Below are 20441 nucleotides of genomic sequence, written 5' to 3' on the forward strand. Positions count from 1 at the left end.
CAGTTAGGGATGAGCCAAAAACATCCTTGTTTACTGGCTCAATATGAATTATTCGTAAGACATCGTGAAATCTGCAACAGAGCTGAAATCACCAGCAGTAATGGTAGAGATATCGCCACCATTACCCATTAGGTATGCAGAGAAACGTAAGGTATTATTACCTTCTTGAATATTTTGGAAGGGTGTTGCGGTACCCAGTGTGATGACATTCCCGTTACCCGTCGTAATTTGAACGCCCGCACCTGAACCAGTACCAACAATACCGAGCGTTTTATTGGTATTATCGAAGGCTGCGGATGCGCCGGTAAATACCAATTGCACCCCCTTAGTGAGGTTCGTGATATCACAGTTTTCCAGTGCAATGTCAAATACGCGTGGTGAAGATTTACCACCATCAACTAATGCCATATTAGAAATGAGGCCCAGATCAACAGTTTGATCGATAGAGTCTGGAGAGATAGAGCATGGCGCATCAATAATAGCCCCTTTAAATGTGACTTTTCCATGTCCTTGGTCTGCTGCATTTGCGGCAGATGCTAGACCTAGCATCATAAAAGTTGCTATTGCAATTGATTTATTTTTCATGAATAAAACCTATAACCTATTAATTGTAAAACATACGGATGATTAACAAGGAAATAAAATTTCCCACTACAGATTTAAATGCCAATCATTTATTTAATTAAAAAATCAAATAAACAAAATGAACAACTAAATAAAAATAGTTTGATTAAAAATAAAAAAGGAACCCAAAAAGAATAAAAACTACAATTAAAAATTAATAGTATTTAACTGATGAATCACTAATTACATCAAAAAAAGCATCTTTATGTAATAAATTAGAGCTTATATAATTATTCGTTAATACTTTCTCATAAATCAAAAATAGCTCATAATTACTATTTTTAATTTCTTTCGTCACAATATTAAAGAATTCGAAAATAGGCACTTCCAAGAAATATAATATACCTAAAATCATATCCACAGTGATATAGTTAATGCCATTTTCGTATCGTGAAATTTGTTGTTGTGACATACCAACTTCTTTCGCTAATTTCTTTCCTGATATGCCATAGGACTTTCTAAGTTTAAACAATACACGACCAATAATGACAGCCATTTCTTTTTTTATTGCCACTTTGTCACTTTCACTTAAAGGTCGTGAATTTATTTTTAAAAGCATGCCGTTACTCCACTAAAAATCAAAACATAATATTAATTCACTCTTCTATTTCCAATTCATAACCATTGTTACGCTGTAAAAGTGTATTAATTATCATGGAGTAGCATCATAAATGCAACGCAGCCTATTATTAGCAATAAAAAAAACACCATTTATGCGTAAGTGAAAATATATAAAGCCAATAATAAAACAACGACTTAAAAAATATTGTTAAGTTATTCATGTCAATGAGGCAGCATTTTATAACAAACAAATCAAAAAAAGACTAAAAATATGATTTTTAATCCCTAAAGTAATAAATTTTAACAGCTTGAAAAAATATCAAATAATTAATAACAAAATGGATAACTAAAACCCACAATTAGGTGATACTGACTAGCACGCTAAGTTTCATATTCTTTTTTACAATAACCTCATTAATTAACTTAAAAATCATAATATTAATAATATCGTTTCTTATCTATTCGCCACTCATACTGAAAACAGTCGATGAACACACTTAAATTTCACAAAATACCCCTAATACACACAATAGAGGTTATTTTTAATAAAGTTAGCCTTCAGTGAACGATATTTTTTTCATAAAAGGAGTAAAGCGATATGATATTTTTTCTCCTTCTTCTTCTTTTCCCCTTTAAAATATGAGTAAAAAATAATAAATCAGCGAGCTTTAGTTCAAAACATGGCGCTACTTGCGATAAATAACCAATAACCTCTTTTTTTAGGCCTCAAATCAATCAAAACACGCCATATGTCACCTTATATTTTTCCTAATTTCCGACTATTTATTGATTCAAAATGAGGGGAGCCAGACATAATCAAGTCACAATGAAGATAGCAATGATATCGTTGTTACGATTATAATACTGATGACGTATTTGCCGGTTCTTGCTAAGATTCATGCTGAAAGCATACCGATTTTCAGTGAATTAACCGCTAAGCGTTTATCGATTTTATCGGTCTAATACCCTAGTCACTTTTTATTATATAAAACCTAATGAGTCATTATGTCTGTTATTGATGATTGGGCTGAGCGCCACATTCAAGAAGCCCTAAGCAAAGGTGAACTAAACAATCTACAAGGGGAAGGTAAACCGCTATTACTGGATGATGATAGCCAAGTCCCACCTGAATTACGGGCGAGTTATCGCATACTAAAAAATGCAGGTTATCTACCTCCCGAATTACAAGATCGCAAAGATGCGCTAACCTTGGTCGATATGTTGAAAGGTTTAGAACCTGATAATCCCAGCTATCTCCCTTTAAGCAAACAACTGTCTTTGTTAGAACTGAAACTTAAACAAGCCAATGTGAATACTGACTTTTTGCATGGTGAATATGAAATGCCTATTCGCCAACACTTTAAGCCTAAGTAATGCACTCATCTCCCCAAGCGATATTCCATTGGTGTTTTACCATAGAATTGGCGAAATGCTTGGCTAAAAGCCGAATGAGAGTCATAGCCGACCGCTAATGCAACCTGCTCAATTGAAAGAGTTCCCATCAATAAACGGCATGCGGCTTCCATTCGCTGTTGTAATACAAATTGCATCACGGTTAGCTGAGTCTCTACTTTAATTTTGCGCTGTAATGTACTAACTGACATACAGAATGCATTAGCCATATCTTGGCAACTAATTGGCCGATGTAAGCGCGCATCAACCCATTGCGTAATGCTATCAATCTACTGAGATTGTGGTTTCAATTGTGCGAGTAGTAATTTTGCGATAACCGTATTTTGCTCAGGCGGCTGGGGGAAATTTTGTAACCAATTTAATAATCCCATTGCCGCCGGAGTTAACGAAAAGTAGGGCGTTTTTTCATCAACACGCCATTGTGAAGCGATTGGCATTTCCAAAACATAGTTTTGGTTACCTGTTTGTCCGCTAAAGGCATGGCTCACACCCGGAGCGATTATCACCCCGTTGCCTGCCCCCAACAAAAAATGTTGTCGATGCATATTAATTTCCATTCCACCAGCTAATGCAAAGACAATTTGCCATTGCCCATCATGCTGATGAGAAACAACATCTTCGGAATATTGGCGGTAATGTAATTCAGGCAATAACAAAGGCGAACTCCTACTTGCTGGGCATAGTAGCAGTATAGCCTTTTTATTATTTAAATTGCAGCTAGCCTGTCAGGCAAGTCTCGCACCATTAGGCAGAGGTAAATTGAACTCAGCCAGAACGATAGCGCCTGTCTCGTCAGGAGCACCTGTAATAAGAACCTCAGATTTAATACCTGCGATGCGCTTGACCTCAAAGTTACATACGCACAATACACGCTTACCAACCAATTCTTCTGGTGTGTAATTGACAGTAATTTGTGCGCTCGAACGCTTAATACCTAATTCACCTAAATCCACGTCCATAACATAAGCAGGTTTTTTGGCTTTGCTATTCACTTCCGCTTTAATTATCGTACCAGCCCGCATTTCAACACGAGTAAAATCGTCCCATTCAATATGTTGCATATTTTTTCCCTGAGTTAAGTCATACATAAGTTTTAGGCTATCACAAACCTTGTGTAGAACTTTATCGCCAAACAGGCATTCTTTGTCGCGCAACCGTCATCGCAAAACGTTCCTCTCTAAGCATAACGAATACCGAAAATCGACATTTATCGCCGCTATATCCTTACCGTAATCTTATTTATATTCGTTATTCAATTCGTTACAAATACGGCTAGCTAATCTTAAAAGCTCAGTTTTTATGACTCTCTAATGTTTATATGTCTTAAATTGGATTTATATGCCGATAAAGCGCTAGAATATATAAGCAGAACATCTAATCACAAAAGAAAAGGATGTATTATGTCGAATCAATATCAAATTGGTGTTGTTGTAGGAAGTTTACGTACAGACTCATACAATAAATTGGTCGCCAATGCACTCATCAAGCTATTCCCAGCGCATTTCTCATTTCAATTTATTGATATCAGTCAACTGCCTTTATATAACCAAGATGCTGATCAACATGTTCCCGCCATTGTCACGGGTTTCAAATCACAAATTACTCAATGTGATGGCATTATTTTTGTTACCCCTGAATATAACCGTTCAATCCCCGGTGTTTTAAAAAATGCCATTGACCAAGGCTCACGCCCATGGGGTGATAATTCATGGAATGGGAAACCAGCGGGTATTTTAGGGGTATCGATTGGAAATATCAGTACTGCTATTGCTCAACAGCACTTGCGTAATAGCCTTGCGTTTTTGAATATGCCAACGCTCAACCAACCTGAGTGCTATTTGAAATGGTTTGATGGTATGGTCGATGAACAAGGAAATTTTGCCCCTAAGAGTAAAGAGTTTATTCAAGCGTGGGCTGATGCTTATGCGCAATTTGTCATTAAGAATAGCAGCAAATAATAAAACGAAAAGGGCATCGCCGTTGCGATGCCCTGATTAAAAATCGCTAATATATTAGCGACCTGCTTTTAGTTTCTGAAAATACTCTTCATACACAATATTTGCATTACCGACATCACTTTGCCATTCACCTTTTTTCAACACCTCTTCACTTGGATACAGGGATGGATCATTAGCGATTTCTGGCGGTAGCATCTTCTTCGCTTCTAGGTTGGGTGTTGGATAACCGATCGTTTCCGCAACCTGTGCGGCAATTTCAGGGCGCAAGAGGAAGTTGATCAACTTATGTGCCCCTTCTGGATTTTTCGCATTCGCAGGGATAGCTAAGCTGTCCATCCAGAAAATTCCCCCCTCTTTTGGCCAAACAACGTCTATTGGTAAGCCGGCTTGACGCGCCACAAAGGCGGAACCATTCCACAGCATCCCAACATCAACTTCACCTTCAATAAATGGTGTTGCAGGGTTATCGGAGTTGAAAGCTAAAATATTTGGACGTAATTTTTGCAGCTCTTTATAAGCTTCTTCAATTTGTTTAGGGTCTGTGGTGTTACCTGAATACCCCAATTTCGTCAATGCGACTTGGAATACCTCACGCGCATCGTCCATCATTAATAGGCTATTTTTATATTCGGGTTTCCAAAAATCAGCCCAAGAAGTCACCGAGCTAGGGTCAACCGCATCGCCGTTAATACCAATACCCGTTGCCCCCCAAATATAAGGGATCGAGTAATCATTTTGTGGGTCGAATTCTTTATGCAGTAGATTCGGGTCAAGATTATTAAAATTACTGAGTTTGTTTTTATCAATTTTTTGTAACATGCCTTCTTTACTCATTTTAGAAATAAAGTAAGTTGAAGGAACGACCAAATCATAAGCACCTTCTTTATAGGTCTTGAGTTTGGTGTACATGCTTTCATTTGATTCGTAGGTGGAATAAATCACCTTGATCCCAGTTTCTTTAGTAAATTGCTCTAATAAACCAGGGGGAACATATTCTGTCCAGTTATAGAAATACAGTACGTCTTTATTTTCGTCAGCAGCTGTAGCTGCGCCAATACTTGCAGCAACTAAGCCAGCCGCCAGCAGATAGGACCATTTTTTCATTACTGAGCATCCCTCAACAAAGTGTTTTTTTATACTCGCCATATTTCAAGTCACCCTTTATCACCGGATTACACCAATCGAAACTTGAATTATCTTGTGTATATATATCTTATAGGCTCATAGAGAGCCCACCCTCATCGCCAAATGGCATCGAAATATGCGAGCTACTGACCCCAGTAGCAGCGCTGCGTATACAACATAAATAATGATTATGGCTGTTTTGCGAGTTTATCCCGCATCACCCATTGGCTCAAACAAACTAAAATTAGCGACATTAACAACAATACCGTCGCCAAGGCATTAACCTCAGGAGAAACACCGACTTTCACCATCGAGTAAATCTTTAACGGTAAAATTTCATAGCTTGGCCCCGTCACAAATGATGAAACGACCACATCATCCATAGATAAGGTAAAGCTCAATAGCCACCCAGCAACAACAGCGGGTAATGCTAACGGGAGGATAATCTTGCGTAAAATTGTAAACTCCCCGGCCCCAAGGTCCCTAGCTGCCTCCAACATTTTCACATCAAAGTCCTTTAATCTGGCATAGACGGTCACCACAACGAAAGGTAGGCAGAATGTAATATGTGAAAATAGCAACGACCAAAAACCGAGAGAAACCCCTAAGAGCATAAATAATACCAGCAGAGAAATTGCCATCACGATATCAGGAGACATCATGACGACAAACAGCATGCCACCGACAAACGGTTTTCCTCTAAAACGGTAACGAAACAGTGCAACGGCTGTTAATGTGCCAATTATCGTAGCAAATGTCGCCGAAATAACAGCCATCGTCAACGAATGCCCTGCCGCCTGTAATAAGCTATCGTTATTTATTAATAGTTCATACCATTTGGTTGAAAAGCCCTGCCAATTAATTCCAAAACGGGATTCATTGAAGGAATTAACAATCAAAATGATAATTGGAATATAAAGATAAGCGTAGACGATGGCCATAAAGCCACCTCGTAACGTGCGACCGATCATTCTTCATACGCCTTTTTATTCAAAAGCTTAGCAGCTCGGTAATACACATACAGCAACAGTCCCATCATCACAGTCAAGAAGATGCTGGTTGCCGCACCAAACGGCCAATCACGGATATTCAGGAATTGACTCTTAATAACGTTCCCTATTAAGAGATTTTTTGCTCCTCCCATTAAATCCGCAACATAAAACAGCCCCATCGCCGGTAATAACACCAGTAAACAACCCGCGATAATACCGGGCATAGTGAGTGGAATAATGATCTTTATGAAGGTCTGAAATTTATTCGCACCAAGGTCTCTCGCCGCTTCTAAATAAGATTTGTCGAGTTTTTCAATACTGGAATAAAGCGGCATTACCATGAAGGGCAATAGAATATAGATAAGGCCTAATACAACCGCTTCAGGTGTATACATCAAGCGTATCGGTTTATCGATAATGCCTATCCACAACAAAAAATCATTTAAATACCCTTTGGTACTCAAAAAAACTTTTAATCCATAAATACGGATTAGAGAATTAGTCCAAAAAGGTACGATCAGCAGAAAAAGCATTAAAGGTTGCAGACGTTTTGGTAACTTTGCCAGAATAAAAGCGAATGGATAGCCAATAATTAAACAAAAAAACGTGGCGACCAATGCCATATTCAGTGAATGAAGCATCACTTCCGCATACATGGGATCCGATAAACGGAGATAGTTATCCCATGTAAAGATCAGATCGACAAGGTTAGTATCACTGCGCGTCAAAAAGCTAGTACCAATGATCATGATGTTTGGTAAAAAGACAAATAGCAGTAACCAAGCTACCACGCCTGTAATGATAACGTTTTGTAAGATCTTATGTTTACGCCGGATCATCCAGTACCACCTCCCAGCTTTCAACCCAAGTTACAGCAACTTTTTGGTTTAAGGAGTGGTCTACGTCTGGATCATCCTCATTAAAGAATTCGCTGACCATGATAATTTTGCCATCTTCCATCTCTACCACAGAATCTAGCGTCATCCCTTTATAATTGCGCTCACGAACATAGCCAATTAAACCAGGATGATTTTCTGCATCATTCACCTCTTCTACGCGCAAATCTTCTGGGCGTAATAAGACATGAACAGATTGCCCTTCTTTAACAGGAAGAGCGGTAAAGATATCACATTCATGGCCCTCAACATTGGCGCGAATACGTTGTTCATCAATGCGATATAGCACTTTCGCATCAAAAATGTTGATTTCACCAATAAATTGAGCAACAAAGAGATTTTTAGGCTCTTCATATATTTCTCGTGGTGAGCCATCCTGCTCTATTTTGCCTTCACGCATCACGATAATACGGTCAGACATCGCAAGTGCTTCTTCTTGATCATGCGTGACGAAAATAAACGTTATCCCCAGCTTACGTTGCAATGCTTTTAACTCATTTTGCATTTGCTTACGCAATTTATAATCTAGGGCAGATAAAGATTCATCCAGCAGGAGGACTTTTGGGCGATTAACGACAGCCCGAGCAATAGCAACTCGCTGTTGTTGTCCGCCAGACAGCTGGTTTGGACGACGTTGCGCGAAATCCTCTAATTGCACCATACGCAATGCTTGATCAACACGTTTCTGGATCTCATCTGCGGGTGTTTTTTGCATACGTAGACCAAAAGCGACGTTATCAAAAACAGTCATATGTGGGAACAAAGCATAGCTCTGAAATACCGTATTCACAAAACGCTGTTCTGCTGGAATATCAGTAATATCCTGGCCATCAAGGATGATTTTGCCTTCATCAACATCTTCTAAGCCGGCAATTAAACGTAAAACGGTTGTTTTGCCACAGCCAGAAGGCCCTAAAATGGTTAAAAACTCACCATTTTGGATGGTTAAGTCAAGCTCGGAAATAATTTGTTTGCCATCAAAAGCTTTATTTAATGCTTTTAATTCGACGAGTGGTGTCAGAGAGGTTGTCTCAGTCATTTATGCTACACTCTATCCCTATGAATAATGCAGATAGAACCGCTACCGTTAAAGACTGTGTAAGCTTATCGGAGATTGACTCTTCTTATCTTCCCCAGCAAAGCCCAAAACCAGTAGCGCCATTTAAATTTCATTAAGTGGTGCATGATAAACACTGTTTGCTCAAATTGAAAGCCATTTTCAGCATTTTGTTTGCCTTTCGTTATGAAAACTCAATGAAATTATTGTCTTTACGAAAAAAATAAGCCACTTAACCATAGCAACATGAATCGGCAACCCTTTGTAAGATAATCATAAAGGCAACTTAAGTTAGATTTTCATTATTCATAACATAAACAGCATGAATACTGATTAAAGTTTAATACAACTCTATGAAAAAAATAGACAATAGGGATACATAAAAGTTAAAAATCGCTCTGCTCGACCATATTATCAATACATTTTTTGCAATTGAATTTCAAAAATAGATAGTCAGTAACACTAATAACATAGGCTCAAAATAAATCCTGCTTTATTTATTCTGTGACCTCTCGCAAATTTTTCACTTAAATGAAATGTAATATCGATAATATTAATCAATGTCATGTTATTGACCACATCTAACTGAATACAATCATCTTATTAAAAATAAATAGATAGGCATCCGCTATTCATAATCGCATCTCTTTTAGCCGCAGCACATTCCTCTTACATTTTTAGGCTAGCAGAAACAGCATTCAATTATGAATAAACAGAAGCTCCTTATTGGGGCTATTACACGATTCCATTGGATAAATATGTGAGTAAATAACATGTCTAATAATGAATTTTTTTATCAACCGCCTTATCCTTTATCTGTAGACAATACTGAATATTATCAGTTAAGTGATAAATACGTTTCTGTAGAGACATTCGCAGGTAAAGAGATCTTAAAAATTGAACCGGAAGCGCTAACCATTTTGGCTCAACACGCCGTCTATGATTCTCAATTTTTCTTAAGAGCAGCGCACCAAAGGCAAGTAGCGGCGATATTATCTGATCCAGAGTCAAGTGAAAATGATAGGTATGTCGCGTTACAACTTTTACGTAATGCCGAAATCTCCGCTAAAGGAATTTTACCGAACTGCCAAGATACCGGTACCACAACCATTGTTGCTAAAAAAGGCCAACAAGTTTGGACTGATTGTAATGATGCAGAAGCTTTATCTCGTGGTGTTTATAATGTCTTCAAACAAGAGAACCTTCGCTTTTCTCAAAATGCCGCGCTAGATATGTATACTGAGGTCAATACCGGCACTAATTTGCCTGCTCAAATTGATATTTTTGCCACTGAAGGAGAGGAATATTACTTCTTGTTTGTGAATAAAGGCGCCGGTTCTGCCAATAAATCGGCTCTATTCCAAGAAACCAAGACTATTTTAGAACCGAATAAACTAAAAGCTTTCCTGATCGAAAAAATGAAAGCATTAGGAACCACCGCATGCCCTCCATACCATATCGCTTTTGTGATTGGAGGAACCTCTGCTGAAGCGACATTAAAAGCCGCAAAACTGGCTTCAACAAAATATTATGACAATTTACCCACCTCGGGTAATCAATATGGTCAAGCATTTAGAGATATCGAACTCGAAAATACCTTACTTGAAGCAACTCGCCATTTTGGTTTTGGTGCTCAATTTGGTGGTAAATATTTTGCGCATGATGTCAGAGTGGTGCGTTTACCTCGTCATGGAGGATCTTGCCCAATTGGTTTAGCCATTTCCTGTTCCTCTGACCGTAATATTAAAGCAAAAATCAACAAACAAGGCTTATGGATTGAAAAAATGGAACACAATCCTGCGCAATATATCCCCGAATCTTTACGCCAACATCATGAAGCTAAAGTCGTTCATATAGACCTGAACCAGCCAATGCAAGCGATATTGACAGAATTAAGCAAACATCCTGTATCCACTCGCGTTTCCCTTAGCGGTCCATTGATTATTGCGCGCGATATCGCACATATGAAGCTTAAAGAACGCCTAGATAATGGAGAAGAGCTACCACAATATTTTAAAGATCATATGGTTTATTACGCAGGTCCAGCCAAAAAGCCCGAAGATAAAGTTTCTGGCTCATTAGGCCCAACGACAGGTAACCGTATGGATCCGTATGTTGATCTATTCCAATCTCATGGCGGCAGCATGCTCATGCTGGCAAAAGGTAATCGAACCCAAGCGGTCACTGACGCATGTAAAAAACACGGTGGCTTTTATTTAGGCAGTATTGGTGGCTCAGCAGCCATCTTAGCGCAAGAATACGTCAAAAGTTTAAGTTGCCTTGAATATCCAGAGCTTGGTATGGAGGCAGTTTGGAAAATGGAGGTTGAAGGACTACCTGCCTTTATTTTAGTTGACGATAAAGGCAATAATTTTTTCGAACAAGTACAAAATCAAACTTGCCAACGTTGTGTTAAATAAATAAAAAATAACGGCGACTAAATTCAATCGTCGCCGTTTTTTATTTAAGGCCATATCATTAACAACAATAGCCGATTTACTGTCACCGTCAGCATGTTGAGCGGTTTAAAAAAATGTCATTCCCTGACAAATACTCTCCTTAAAAATCATGATTAGTAATAGTTTATCCTAACGATCGTTGAAGCATTAAATGGTCCGGTTTTCACCGCACTTACTTTCTTGACCGATGCGTTATAAGTACGAGTGATTGAGGTGCTCCCTGTAGGTAGAGAACCGAAAAACTGGAAATAGTTAAATTTTACGCGACCACCTTGATCGTCAAATATGGTGAGGTTAGTACCATTTTTTAAATCAATCGCATAATCACCATTGAGATTATCCGTTGTTTCAAAGCTCACATTCATTGAGAAATTATCTAAACACCCTCGTTTTGCCGCTTGTAGTTGAAATTCCTTTTTAAACTCTTTTCCTTGGTTAAGGTCGGTTATCATCAATTGGCCAAAATCAATTTGTTGAGATTCTGGATAAACTTTAATCTCCGCCCCGCATTTCAAAAAACGGATACCTTTTAATCCTGAAATCGCATACCTTAAGTTTTTCGCTCCTGGTGTAAAGTTAATGCCTCCACTTCCATCAAATTGGAAAACCGTAAATTGGTTATCGCCCGTATAATTACCTGAAGGGGGAACCACACCAGTTACCTTAATATACAGAGAAAATGTCACAGTGACAGTGACACTCTGCCCTTTACGGATAGGTTTAGTACCTAAGCTTACGCTCTGTTGATTTCTTTCGAGCTGAATACCTTTATAATTCGCGCCCAATAACAACCCTGTTCCCAATTTTTGAGAGGTTGGGTTGAAATACATATGAACAACGTCAACGGCATCGCCTATAACATTGTCACAATAAACGGTAACCGTCATCGGGTTTGATTGCCAGATCACGGTATTTGCTGGTGTATCCGAGGGGATCGCTAATTGACCGACAGGTACTGCCGGTTTAATCACTTCTCCGGTTCCGTATTCCACACAATCTAAAGCGAATACTCTCGTACTAAAAAATGCCAATAGCAGAAAAACAGGGAGTCTGCTGTATTTAATCAATCTGTGTATCATGAGTTATACACCTTATTAGAGATAGGCAATGCTCAATGTAATTTGTGTTTTGATATTACCTACAGTTAAGTCTTTTCGAGGAAGATAGCTTTCTAACATTGAATAAAGAGTAATTTGCTGGTTATCATCAAAGTAAACCGAGTAATTACGATATTCTCCGTTTGGCACTGTATTGCCATTTTTATCAATTAATCTAATCCCATAACCTTTCAATATCGTTTTACCGCCAAATAAATTACGATCCGTACTTTCTGTGGGTTCGGAAATAAACATAATCCGAACAACGGGTTCTCTATCATCGCGATTAAACGAAGGGAAAATGCAATCATCAAATTTTAATTTAATTTCTTGCTGAGGACTCCTATCCCCTATTTCATGAAAGAAATTAAGAGAAATTGGTCCCAAATCAATATTTTGATCTAACGATGAAAAGCTGATCTTGCAAGGCAATGAAACAACACGCCCAGTAAAATTCAGGTCGCCTTTCATCATGCTGCTATCTGCATAAACATTCCCTGTTAGCAGCAAAGAAATAAAAAAACATATTGATACGTAGCAATTTCTCATGGCCGGATCCTATTTACTTTCTTTAGATAATTGACAAATAGATGCAGCACATTGGTAAGTCAGCATTTTCATACCACCGTAATCATCCATATACCCTGTATACAGTTGACTAAATGGCGTCGCTGGTACGGTTACCGTTTCCTTTGACATCGGGGCTATCATGACACTTTCAAAACCAGGAAAATTACTCGTGGAATGGCTACTTAAATAACCTAGAGTCACATAGTATTTTGTCGGATTTTCTATCAGCAATTGATTACCTGTATGGGTATACTTCAACTCTTTCGCCCACACTTTATCGCTATTGTTTTCAATCTGTGATGGCCGATAAAACATTTTCAAACGGCTCTGAATCGCAATTTGCACCACGTTTTCTTTATCCGCAACTGGTGGAATTTCACGGACATTCAAATAAAATAATGATTCTCTATCTTGGGGTAATTTATCCAATCCCTCAGTTTTAATGACTTTTATCTGATTTTTAGCGTTCGGTTCAACGCGCTGCATAGGCGGAAGCACAGTAAAAGGTGCTGAGACTTTATTCCCCTTATCATCTTCTATCCATGACTGTGCAAGATAAGGCATCGTTTTGCTTTGGTTATTAATAACTAAGCTGACAGATTTGTCCTGACCGGGGAAAATGATCCTTGTACGGTCGATATTGATTGCCGCAGACGCTGTTTGTAATCCTATAAATATGAGCGAAAAGCAAACAGAGGCTTTATACAATTTATTCATAACACTTTCCTTTAAAGGCAGGGAATCAAAACTTTACTTTGTTCTTTTTCAGAGAAACTCGTGAAATTCAATTGGCACTGCGCATTTCCGCCTGACCATTTGACGCTATATTGCTCTTCTGGATTAATACCCGTTAAATATACGATGCCGTTATCTCCGATAATGCCAACTTCTCTACCTGTGTTTATTTCAATCACGCTGGTTCCTAATGGCGGGAATTTCCCATTTTCTAAACGAACAACCGCCAAAATACGTTTACCTTGATTAGCGCTAATAGTTTGATAACCAATTGCACCTTCAGTTAAGGTTTTACCAATAATGTTGTCATTCACATCAACATCATCAGGTAACGTGTTCATATCGATATACACATCAGAGTTAGAGAAACTATTTAAATTTGTGGCAACACCGATACCAAATCGGTTGGTAACTGATTGACCGTTATCGATAGAAATACCCGCAACATTACCGCTATCAATCATGACTCGTGGTTCATTATTTGTGCCATTACGGTGCAATGCAGCGCCATATTTAGTCGCTGTCATCGAACCATACCAGCTTCCACCCAATGCACGGTATGAATTGACATTATCTGTACCATTCATATTCAGCACACCATAAGGTGAAGAATATTGATAAGTACCACTAATACTCGGCTCCATGCGACCAAGTTCACGCTTATCACCGCCAGCACGTAAGCTCCAGTAATTGTTATTTATATTCTCACTGTAATACGCGACTGATTGATTTAAGCTTTTGCCTCCATTCGCATATTGCATGTCATAGCTAACAGAAGCACCACTTTCTAATGGAATTGAAAACGATAAATAAGCTTGGTTATCATCTGTTTCCTGATATTTGATTTTATTCAGTGAGAATGTGGCAGAAATATTTCTTATATCACCAATATTAAATAATTTGCTCACACTCATCCCAAAGGATGTGGTCGATTCGCTATTCCAAAATTGATGGTGAGACGCATTAAAATATAGCGTGACATCCAACGGACTAATGTATTGGTTAAACGATGCGGTATATACGTTTTTATCCCGCCTAAAATCAAGTATGCCGTTCGCTGCATCAATATATTGCGGCATGGTCAAAAATTCTTTTTCCGAGAATTTATAACCCGCAAAGGTGACTTGCGAATTCGTTGATTCAAAACGTTTCGAGTAATTTAAGCGGTAACTGTTTCCTGAATAGGTGCCAAAATGATCTAATCTTGCGTATGTGCGAGTGATATCAAAAGAAATCGCACCAAATTGATTCATATTTTGACCAATACCTAAGTTAAACGCTTGGTAATCGTTATTGCTGATTGTTGCGATCAAACCACCAAATAATGAGGTATTACTTAAAACGCCGTAAGACATTTCTCCAGAGATAAATCGAGGCTCAACACGCTGTGAATGTCCAAATGGGCTCGACTCCCCAGCAGAGAATTTATATAAAAACTGACCTTGTCGCGTCAAAAATGGTAATGATGCGGCTGTTACTTGGTATTGGGTTTTAGTTCCATTTTCCTCTTCCACCGTAACATCTAAGGTACCTTGCACCGCCTCAGTGATATCCTGAATATTAAAAGGTCCTGGTGCAACACGGGTTTGCTTAATCACCCGCCCATTTTGAGAAATAATGACGGTCGCGTTCGTTTGAGCGATCCCTGTAATTTGTGGAGCATAACCACGCATCGAAGGCGGTAGCATACGAGTATCACTAAAGAGTGATACACCAATAAAACGGAAACTATCGAATATATCCGTTTTTAGGTATGACTCACCCAATAAAATTTTAGCGCCTAATTCGGGGAAAGCTCTAAATGCATAAATCTGTGTCCAATCGAACCGTTCATTGGTTTTACCTTGTGAACGGTTATATTGGTATTGATAATCTGCACGAAAACGCCATGCCCCCAAATTCACCCCCGCGGTTCCGTTACTGCTAGCGCTAAAGGTTTCACTATTATTTTTAGGTGCTGAATAATTGGCAAAAAGATTGTAATCAATAAATGCACCAGTAATTCCATTTTCCCATTGTGATGGTGGAACCCAATAAGGGTCATCATATTCCAGCCATGCTTGTGGTATTGAAAATAAAATATTTTGGTTAGCTTTATCAAAATGATAATTAATATCCATTGATTTAGGTAATTCAACACACTGATTATTTTCATGCTGTAAAATTTCATCGCTGACTTTCTTTTTCAATGAAAAAAGCTGAATCATTTTAGGCGTAATACAGAGTGCTGAAGTATCTTTATCAACTTCAGTGAATTTAATTAAATATTGTCCAGAGAGTTTACGACCATTAAGGGTAATATCTGTTAAATATTCTCCCGCAGGTATAAAGTCTGGATTTGAGAATTGAGTGAGATCGATATTATCTCTGTCTTTTGCATCAATAATATTCATATTAAACTCGACTGCTTTAGCCACGCTTGAGACGGAAAGTGCTAAAACAATGGAGAATAATAATTTATTTACTTTGAATTGAGGCAATAAAGACATGATAATCCCTGTCATATAGGTAAACAAATCAAACCAAGAAAGGTAAGTAACAGGCAAAAAAAGACCTGTTACTTACATATACTCAAATAGTTCTAGTTTCATTTAGATGGTAATGAAAACTACCTGTAGAAATATAAATAACGATATACTCAAGTAGCGATATACACATCAATAATGAGATAACTTGAAATATAGCGAGTTAAATTATAGGTAGTTTAAAGCGTAAGTTGCTTGAGAAATGATACTACCTGTTTCTACTTTACTACCGTTCGCTTCAACACGTGCGCTGAAAGTCAGTTTGTTTGGACCTTCAACCAGTGGAATTTCAATACTAGTATCACCTAGTTTCATCACTGCACCATTAGCGTTCAACAGACGAACACCAACACCTTTAGAAGTACCCGTGTTTGCTAACAGTTCAGTTTTCGTTGAGTCAGGCGTACCTGAGAAAGTCACTTTAACTTTGCTTACCGCTGGGAATGACGCTTCTCCATTTTCGCCTTTAACTTCACCCAAATCACAGTTTTCTAATGCAATAGTATATTGAACATTTTGGCTGTATTTGTTACCTGTTTCTAAAACTTTATTTGCAACTTGACCTAAGTCGACGTTAACAGTACCGTCACCAGGCAGAGTACATGGAGCATTAATAACTTTACCTTTAAAGTTAATAACACCACTACCTTGGTCAACAGCTGCATTTGCAATACCTGTAGTGAATGATGCCGCAATAATGGTAGCTAAAGCAATTTTAGATAATTTCATATTATTTTCCTATTTAAGAAAGACGACTGACGTACAAACTCCCTAACGATATTGATCATTAGGTAGAGATTAATTCTGTTATAGTTTAGAGAGACAACTGAATAATAATGTAAAGGCTATAAGTAATGATTAGCCATTCTATGTTTTATAATTCTGTTTTTTTGTTCTTTTTTTAGTTCTTTTTTTAGCTCCACACAACTTTCTATCGAAAAAATATCATCATGTAAAAAGCATATTAAATCTGTTTCAAGCGCTTTTGCTAAATTAAGTAGATTATCCAATGTAATATTGCATTCACCTCTTTCATAACGTGAAATTTGTTGCTGACTCACGCCAACAAGATCCGCAAGTTCAATGCCAGAAAGGCCTAAACTCTTTCTTCTTTTGCGGATTTCTTTACCAACGATCTGGTTTACATTTTTCATTTATTAAGACCCGATCTCATTTAAAATTATCGTAGTGAAAAAGATAACGTCATAAACAATATTTTTTAATTATTATTATTATTTAAGTAATTCACATTAAGAAAAAGTAGTTAAATATGCAATATATGAATTTGACTTAATTATAGATTTGACACTTTGAAAGTAAAACTGTTTATAACGATCGATACGATTAATAAAATTAGACGAAACCTATCAAGAATATCTATTAAAAAATACAGGCCACTTAAAGTAAATATTCTTATAACATTTTGGTCGACCTTTTTTTAAAAAAAATAAAGAAACAACCTTAACGTTTTGATATTTATCATTAATTCATTTTACTACTATTGGTTGTATAACTATATAAATAGAAGCTAGGATCATTATAAATAAAAAATAACACCAACTATATTTAATATGGTATTTCATCGTTGATATATAAGAGGAAATATAAAATATAGCCAAATAAATTCATTTAAGTCTCATTTTTTATATTCTAACTATTTTACCACTGACAGTGGTTTATTTATTTTATCTGCTTTTATCAAGCATGAATTTAGCACCAAAGTCATACTCGGTTAAAGAGTACAGAATATGATAAATCACGCTAATCTTAATTTTTCCTTAGTTTTACGCAGTTAAATAGGGTCTAACTAGTTTTAAAGATGGAAATTTATCATAAATTAGATTAATCAATGGCTAGCACTCATAATCAGTCTTTTTATGAATAGAAATAACTCTTTACATTCAATGAATTACATTCTTTACAAAATGTAACCAAATGATAGTAAATATTTCAAATGAGAGTGGCGAATAGGCTAAAAACAGAGGAATCACTTTGAAACAATCAAAAATAGACCTATAAAAATCAAAAACTAGGACAAATCTCATAAGAGAGTATGCCCCAAAACTCAAAATTTAATCGGGAGAATATGCATACATTTAATAAGCTTATTTAATGTTTATATGAAAGGTAACATGTTATTAACATAACCAGCATTTTTGAATGATTGATCAAAGATTAATTTGGGTTATCAATACGTTTTTTTGTTTTTTAGCGTGATCTGTTCATTTCAGTCTAGTATTGGAGAAACATAATATTATGCCTTTATTGACTAGCCCTCATCAGAGGCAAAGTGATTATCTGATTTAGATCGATAACGATTGGTTATCAAAAAGGATAATATCTCATTATATCTCTGTGCAATTATGTGGTGTTATCTCTTTACCGTAAGAGAGGAGATACACTATGTCGACACCCATTCGAGTAGCCACTGTACAATTTCAACATAAAGCTTCTGACAAAAACGATAACCTAAAGCAGATCCATGCCTTTATCGATCAAGCCGCATCACAGAACGTACAAATACTCGTGTTACCTGAAATGTGCATTACCGGTTATTGGCACGTACCTAAATTGCCTAGTGAAGAGGTTTATCAACTCAGTGAAACGCTACATGATAGCCCTTCATTAACCCCAATCCGCCAAAGAGCGAAAGAGCTCAATATGATTATTGGCGTAGGGCTGATTGAAAAAGGGTTAGATGATAAGTGTTATAATACTTGGGTCGCTTGTATGCCCGATGGCACATATCATGCTCATCGCAAACTCCATGCTTTTGAGCACCCTAGCATCCACTCGGGTGATAGCTATACCGTGTTTGATACGCCATGGGGGGTAAAAGCAGGTATCCTCATTTGTTGGGATAATAATTTAGTCGAAAACCCGCGTGCGACTGCATTATTGGGCGCAGATATTATTTTAGCGCCTCATCAAACGGGAGGTACCAATTCCCGCAGTCCATATAGTATGAAACCAATCCCACTGTCTTTATGGGAAAATAGAGAGATAGCCCCAGAAGCCTTACGAGATGCTTTCCAAGGTGAACATGGACGCGGCTGGTTAATGCGTTGGCTACCAGCTCGTGCGCATGATAATGGTGTCTTTTATGTTTTCAGTAACGGTGTTGGGCTAGATGATGATGAGATACGCACTGGTAATGCCATGATCATAGACCCTTATGGACGTATTATTAAAGAAAGTGATGCAATTGAAAATGATATGGTTATCGCCGAACTGGATTTAAGTTTACTTCCTATGTCGACAGGCCGCCGCTGGATGTCAGGTCGACGCCCTGAACTGTATGGCATCCTTACTAAAACAATGGGTTATGAACGAGATGCACGCAGCGTAAGATTTGCTGATAAGCCAGTCGCAATTTCAAAATAACAGTGGCGCATCTTTTTTAATGAATAATATACTTGTAGAGACATAATATATTGTCTCTACAAGCCAACATAACTGATAAATTTACCGATGAGGCGTAATGGATACTCGATTATTACGTGCTTTTGTTGTTTTAGCCGAAACAGCGAACTACCATACGGCAGCATCACAACTGTATGTCACTCAGCCAGCATTGACCAAACAGATTAAACAATTAGAACGGCAACTTGCTATAACGTTATTCGAACGTGGTCGTCACGGTGCACAATTAACGGAAAATGGTCACAAACTGCTTCCTTTCGCTCAGCAAGTGCTGTCTCAAACGAATCAACTTTTAAATCGAGCTTCTGAATTAAGTTCTCAATTTCCTAAATCTATCTATGTTGGGTTTGGTATTTCCGTCTTCCAAGAGGCTTCATTTTTCGTGGCTCGCTTACGGGAACATTTACCAAAAACCACCATTTACTTTGATGATATGCCGTCAAATATCATGTCGCAAAAATTAGCCAACCATCAATTACAAGTTGCTTTTTTGCGTCGTCCTGAAACCCCATTCTCTACACATTTTGCGGTTTATCCGTTAAAAAAAGAAACACTGTCACTGGCCATTTCCACATCCCAATTAACTCATCAATCGATTAAACAACTCTTAATGACCCATCCTTATTTATCACTTAGGAAGGAACGAGGCAGCGGGCTTTCTCAGCAAATTGAACAGTTTTTAGAACAACAAAAAATATCATTGATTCCAGCCCAAGAAGCGAGTGATATTCAAACAATCATTGCTCTCGTTGGCGCGGGTGCTGGCGTCAGCTTAGTTCCCTATAGCGCTAGACATATTAGTCGTCACGATGTGACTTTCATCCCCATTGAAAACATTGCGTCAGCCACTTGGGATATCGATGTCGTCTGGTCATCATCCTTACCTGCCTCTTGGCAAGATATAATCAGGGCATTGCTAAAAGAAACACTGCATCATTTTAATCGCCATGCCAATCCCAAATAACGCTCTTTAATCCTATATATAATGAGTAGAAATTCTGATATC

20 protein-coding genes are annotated in these 20441 nt (G+C 37.7%); 5 read left to right on the forward strand and 15 right to left on the reverse strand.

The window, feature by feature from the left end; translation table 11 throughout:
- Window positions 1–48: 48 nt before the first annotated feature.
- Entirely contained in the window at window positions 49–585 is a 537-nt protein-coding gene (locus G3341_RS17165; protein WP_154623607.1) for a fimbrial protein, read from the reverse strand.
- Between the two features lie 193 nt (window positions 586–778).
- The gene (locus G3341_RS17170; protein WP_154635616.1) at window positions 779–1183 is read right to left on the reverse strand and encodes a helix-turn-helix domain-containing protein; all 405 of its coding nucleotides are present in this window, start codon (window positions 1181–1183) and stop codon (window positions 779–781) included.
- Window positions 1184–2190: 1007 nt separating this feature from the next.
- Between G3341_RS17170 and G3341_RS17175 the strand changes: the two genes are divergently transcribed.
- Window positions 2191–2559 (forward strand): DUF1992 domain-containing protein, encoded by a 369-nt coding sequence (locus G3341_RS17175; protein ID WP_154622075.1) that lies wholly within the window; start codon window positions 2191–2193, stop codon window positions 2557–2559.
- A gap of 5 nt (window positions 2560–2564) precedes the next feature.
- Here G3341_RS17175 and G3341_RS20770 read toward each other — a convergent pair whose 3' ends face one another.
- The 3 genes from G3341_RS20770 to G3341_RS17185 form a co-directional block, all read right to left on the reverse strand.
- The gene (locus G3341_RS20770) at window positions 2565–2789 is read right to left on the reverse strand and encodes a helix-turn-helix transcriptional regulator (RefSeq protein WP_244316447.1); all 225 of its coding nucleotides are present in this window, start codon (window positions 2787–2789) and stop codon (window positions 2565–2567) included.
- A gap of 78 nt (window positions 2790–2867) precedes the next feature.
- The gene (locus G3341_RS20775; RefSeq protein ID WP_244316448.1) at window positions 2868–3254 is read right to left on the reverse strand and encodes a cupin domain-containing protein; all 387 of its coding nucleotides are present in this window, start codon (window positions 3252–3254) and stop codon (window positions 2868–2870) included.
- A 69-nt stretch (window positions 3255–3323) separates the two neighbouring features.
- Window positions 3324–3659, reverse strand: a complete 336-nt coding sequence (locus tag G3341_RS17185) for a tRNA-binding protein (RefSeq protein ID WP_154622073.1) — start codon at window positions 3657–3659, stop codon at window positions 3324–3326.
- 339 nt (window positions 3660–3998) lie between these two features.
- Between G3341_RS17185 and G3341_RS17190 the strand changes: the two genes are divergently transcribed.
- Window positions 3999–4556 carry an NADPH-dependent FMN reductase gene (locus G3341_RS17190; RefSeq protein WP_154622072.1) on the forward strand — a complete coding sequence of 186 codons (558 nt, stop codon included), beginning with the start codon at window positions 3999–4001 and terminating at the stop codon, window positions 4554–4556.
- Window positions 4557–4610: 54 nt separating this feature from the next.
- Here the strand turns inward: G3341_RS17190 and potD are convergent, their stop codons facing one another.
- The 4 genes from potD to potA all read right to left on the reverse strand — a co-directional run bounded on the left by potD (window position 4611) and on the right by potA (window position 8608).
- The gene (gene potD, locus G3341_RS17195; RefSeq protein ID WP_154622071.1) at window positions 4611–5660 is read right to left on the reverse strand and encodes a spermidine/putrescine ABC transporter substrate-binding protein PotD; all 1050 of its coding nucleotides are present in this window, start codon (window positions 5658–5660) and stop codon (window positions 4611–4613) included.
- A gap of 209 nt (window positions 5661–5869) precedes the next feature.
- Complete coding sequence (gene potC, locus G3341_RS17200; protein ID WP_154622070.1) at window positions 5870–6652, reverse strand: spermidine/putrescine ABC transporter permease PotC; 783 nt, start codon at window positions 6650–6652, stop codon at window positions 5870–5872.
- Window positions 6649–7512: a spermidine/putrescine ABC transporter permease PotB gene (potB, locus tag G3341_RS17205; RefSeq protein ID WP_163863096.1), complete on the reverse strand. Its 864-nt coding sequence runs from the start codon at window positions 7510–7512 to the stop codon at window positions 6649–6651. Before potB ends, potC begins: the two co-directional genes overlap by 4 nt.
- On the reverse strand, window positions 7499–8608 hold the full coding sequence (gene potA, locus G3341_RS17210) for a spermidine/putrescine ABC transporter ATP-binding protein PotA (protein ID WP_154622068.1): 1110 nt from the start codon (window positions 8606–8608) through the stop codon (window positions 7499–7501). Before potA ends, potB begins: the two co-directional genes overlap by 14 nt.
- Before the next feature lie 791 nt (window positions 8609–9399).
- Here potA and G3341_RS17215 point away from each other — a divergent pair.
- Entirely contained in the window at window positions 9400–11046 is a 1647-nt protein-coding gene (locus G3341_RS17215) for a fumarate hydratase (protein ID WP_163863098.1), read from the forward strand.
- A 152-nt stretch (window positions 11047–11198) separates the two neighbouring features.
- On the opposite strand, the gene G3341_RS17220 is transcribed toward G3341_RS17215, so the two are convergent.
- The 6 genes from G3341_RS17220 to G3341_RS17245 all read right to left on the reverse strand — a co-directional run bounded on the left by G3341_RS17220 (window position 11199) and on the right by G3341_RS17245 (window position 17166).
- Window positions 11199–12164, reverse strand: coding sequence for a fimbrial protein (locus G3341_RS17220; protein WP_154622066.1), 966 nt, complete (start codon window positions 12162–12164; stop codon window positions 11199–11201).
- Between the two features lie 15 nt (window positions 12165–12179).
- On the reverse strand, window positions 12180–12731 hold the full coding sequence (locus tag G3341_RS17225) for a fimbrial protein (RefSeq protein WP_154622065.1): 552 nt from the start codon (window positions 12729–12731) through the stop codon (window positions 12180–12182).
- Window positions 12732–12740: 9 nt separating this feature from the next.
- Window positions 12741–13469 (reverse strand): fimbrial biogenesis chaperone, encoded by a 729-nt coding sequence (locus G3341_RS17230; RefSeq protein ID WP_154622064.1) that lies wholly within the window; start codon window positions 13467–13469, stop codon window positions 12741–12743.
- Between the two features lie 11 nt (window positions 13470–13480).
- On the reverse strand, window positions 13481–15976 hold the full coding sequence (locus tag G3341_RS17235) for a fimbria/pilus outer membrane usher protein (RefSeq protein WP_208852753.1): 2496 nt from the start codon (window positions 15974–15976) through the stop codon (window positions 13481–13483).
- A 204-nt stretch (window positions 15977–16180) separates the two neighbouring features.
- The gene (locus G3341_RS17240; protein WP_163863100.1) at window positions 16181–16741 is read right to left on the reverse strand and encodes a fimbrial protein; all 561 of its coding nucleotides are present in this window, start codon (window positions 16739–16741) and stop codon (window positions 16181–16183) included.
- 116 nt (window positions 16742–16857) lie between these two features.
- Window positions 16858–17166: a helix-turn-helix domain-containing protein gene (locus G3341_RS17245; protein WP_154622062.1), complete on the reverse strand. Its 309-nt coding sequence runs from the start codon at window positions 17164–17166 to the stop codon at window positions 16858–16860.
- Window positions 17167–18415: 1249 nt separating this feature from the next.
- Between G3341_RS17245 and G3341_RS17250 the strand changes: the two genes are divergently transcribed.
- Complete coding sequence (locus G3341_RS17250; RefSeq protein WP_154622748.1) at window positions 18416–19396, forward strand: nitrilase family protein; 981 nt, start codon at window positions 18416–18418, stop codon at window positions 19394–19396.
- 97 nt (window positions 19397–19493) lie between these two features.
- Window positions 19494–20399, forward strand: a complete 906-nt coding sequence (locus G3341_RS17255; RefSeq protein WP_154622747.1) for a LysR family transcriptional regulator — start codon at window positions 19494–19496, stop codon at window positions 20397–20399.
- Window positions 20400–20441 lie beyond the last annotated feature (42 nt).

The sequence above is a fragment of the Providencia vermicola genome, assembly GCF_010748935.1.
Taxonomy (GTDB): Bacteria; Pseudomonadota; Gammaproteobacteria; order Enterobacterales; family Enterobacteriaceae; genus Providencia; species Providencia zhejiangensis.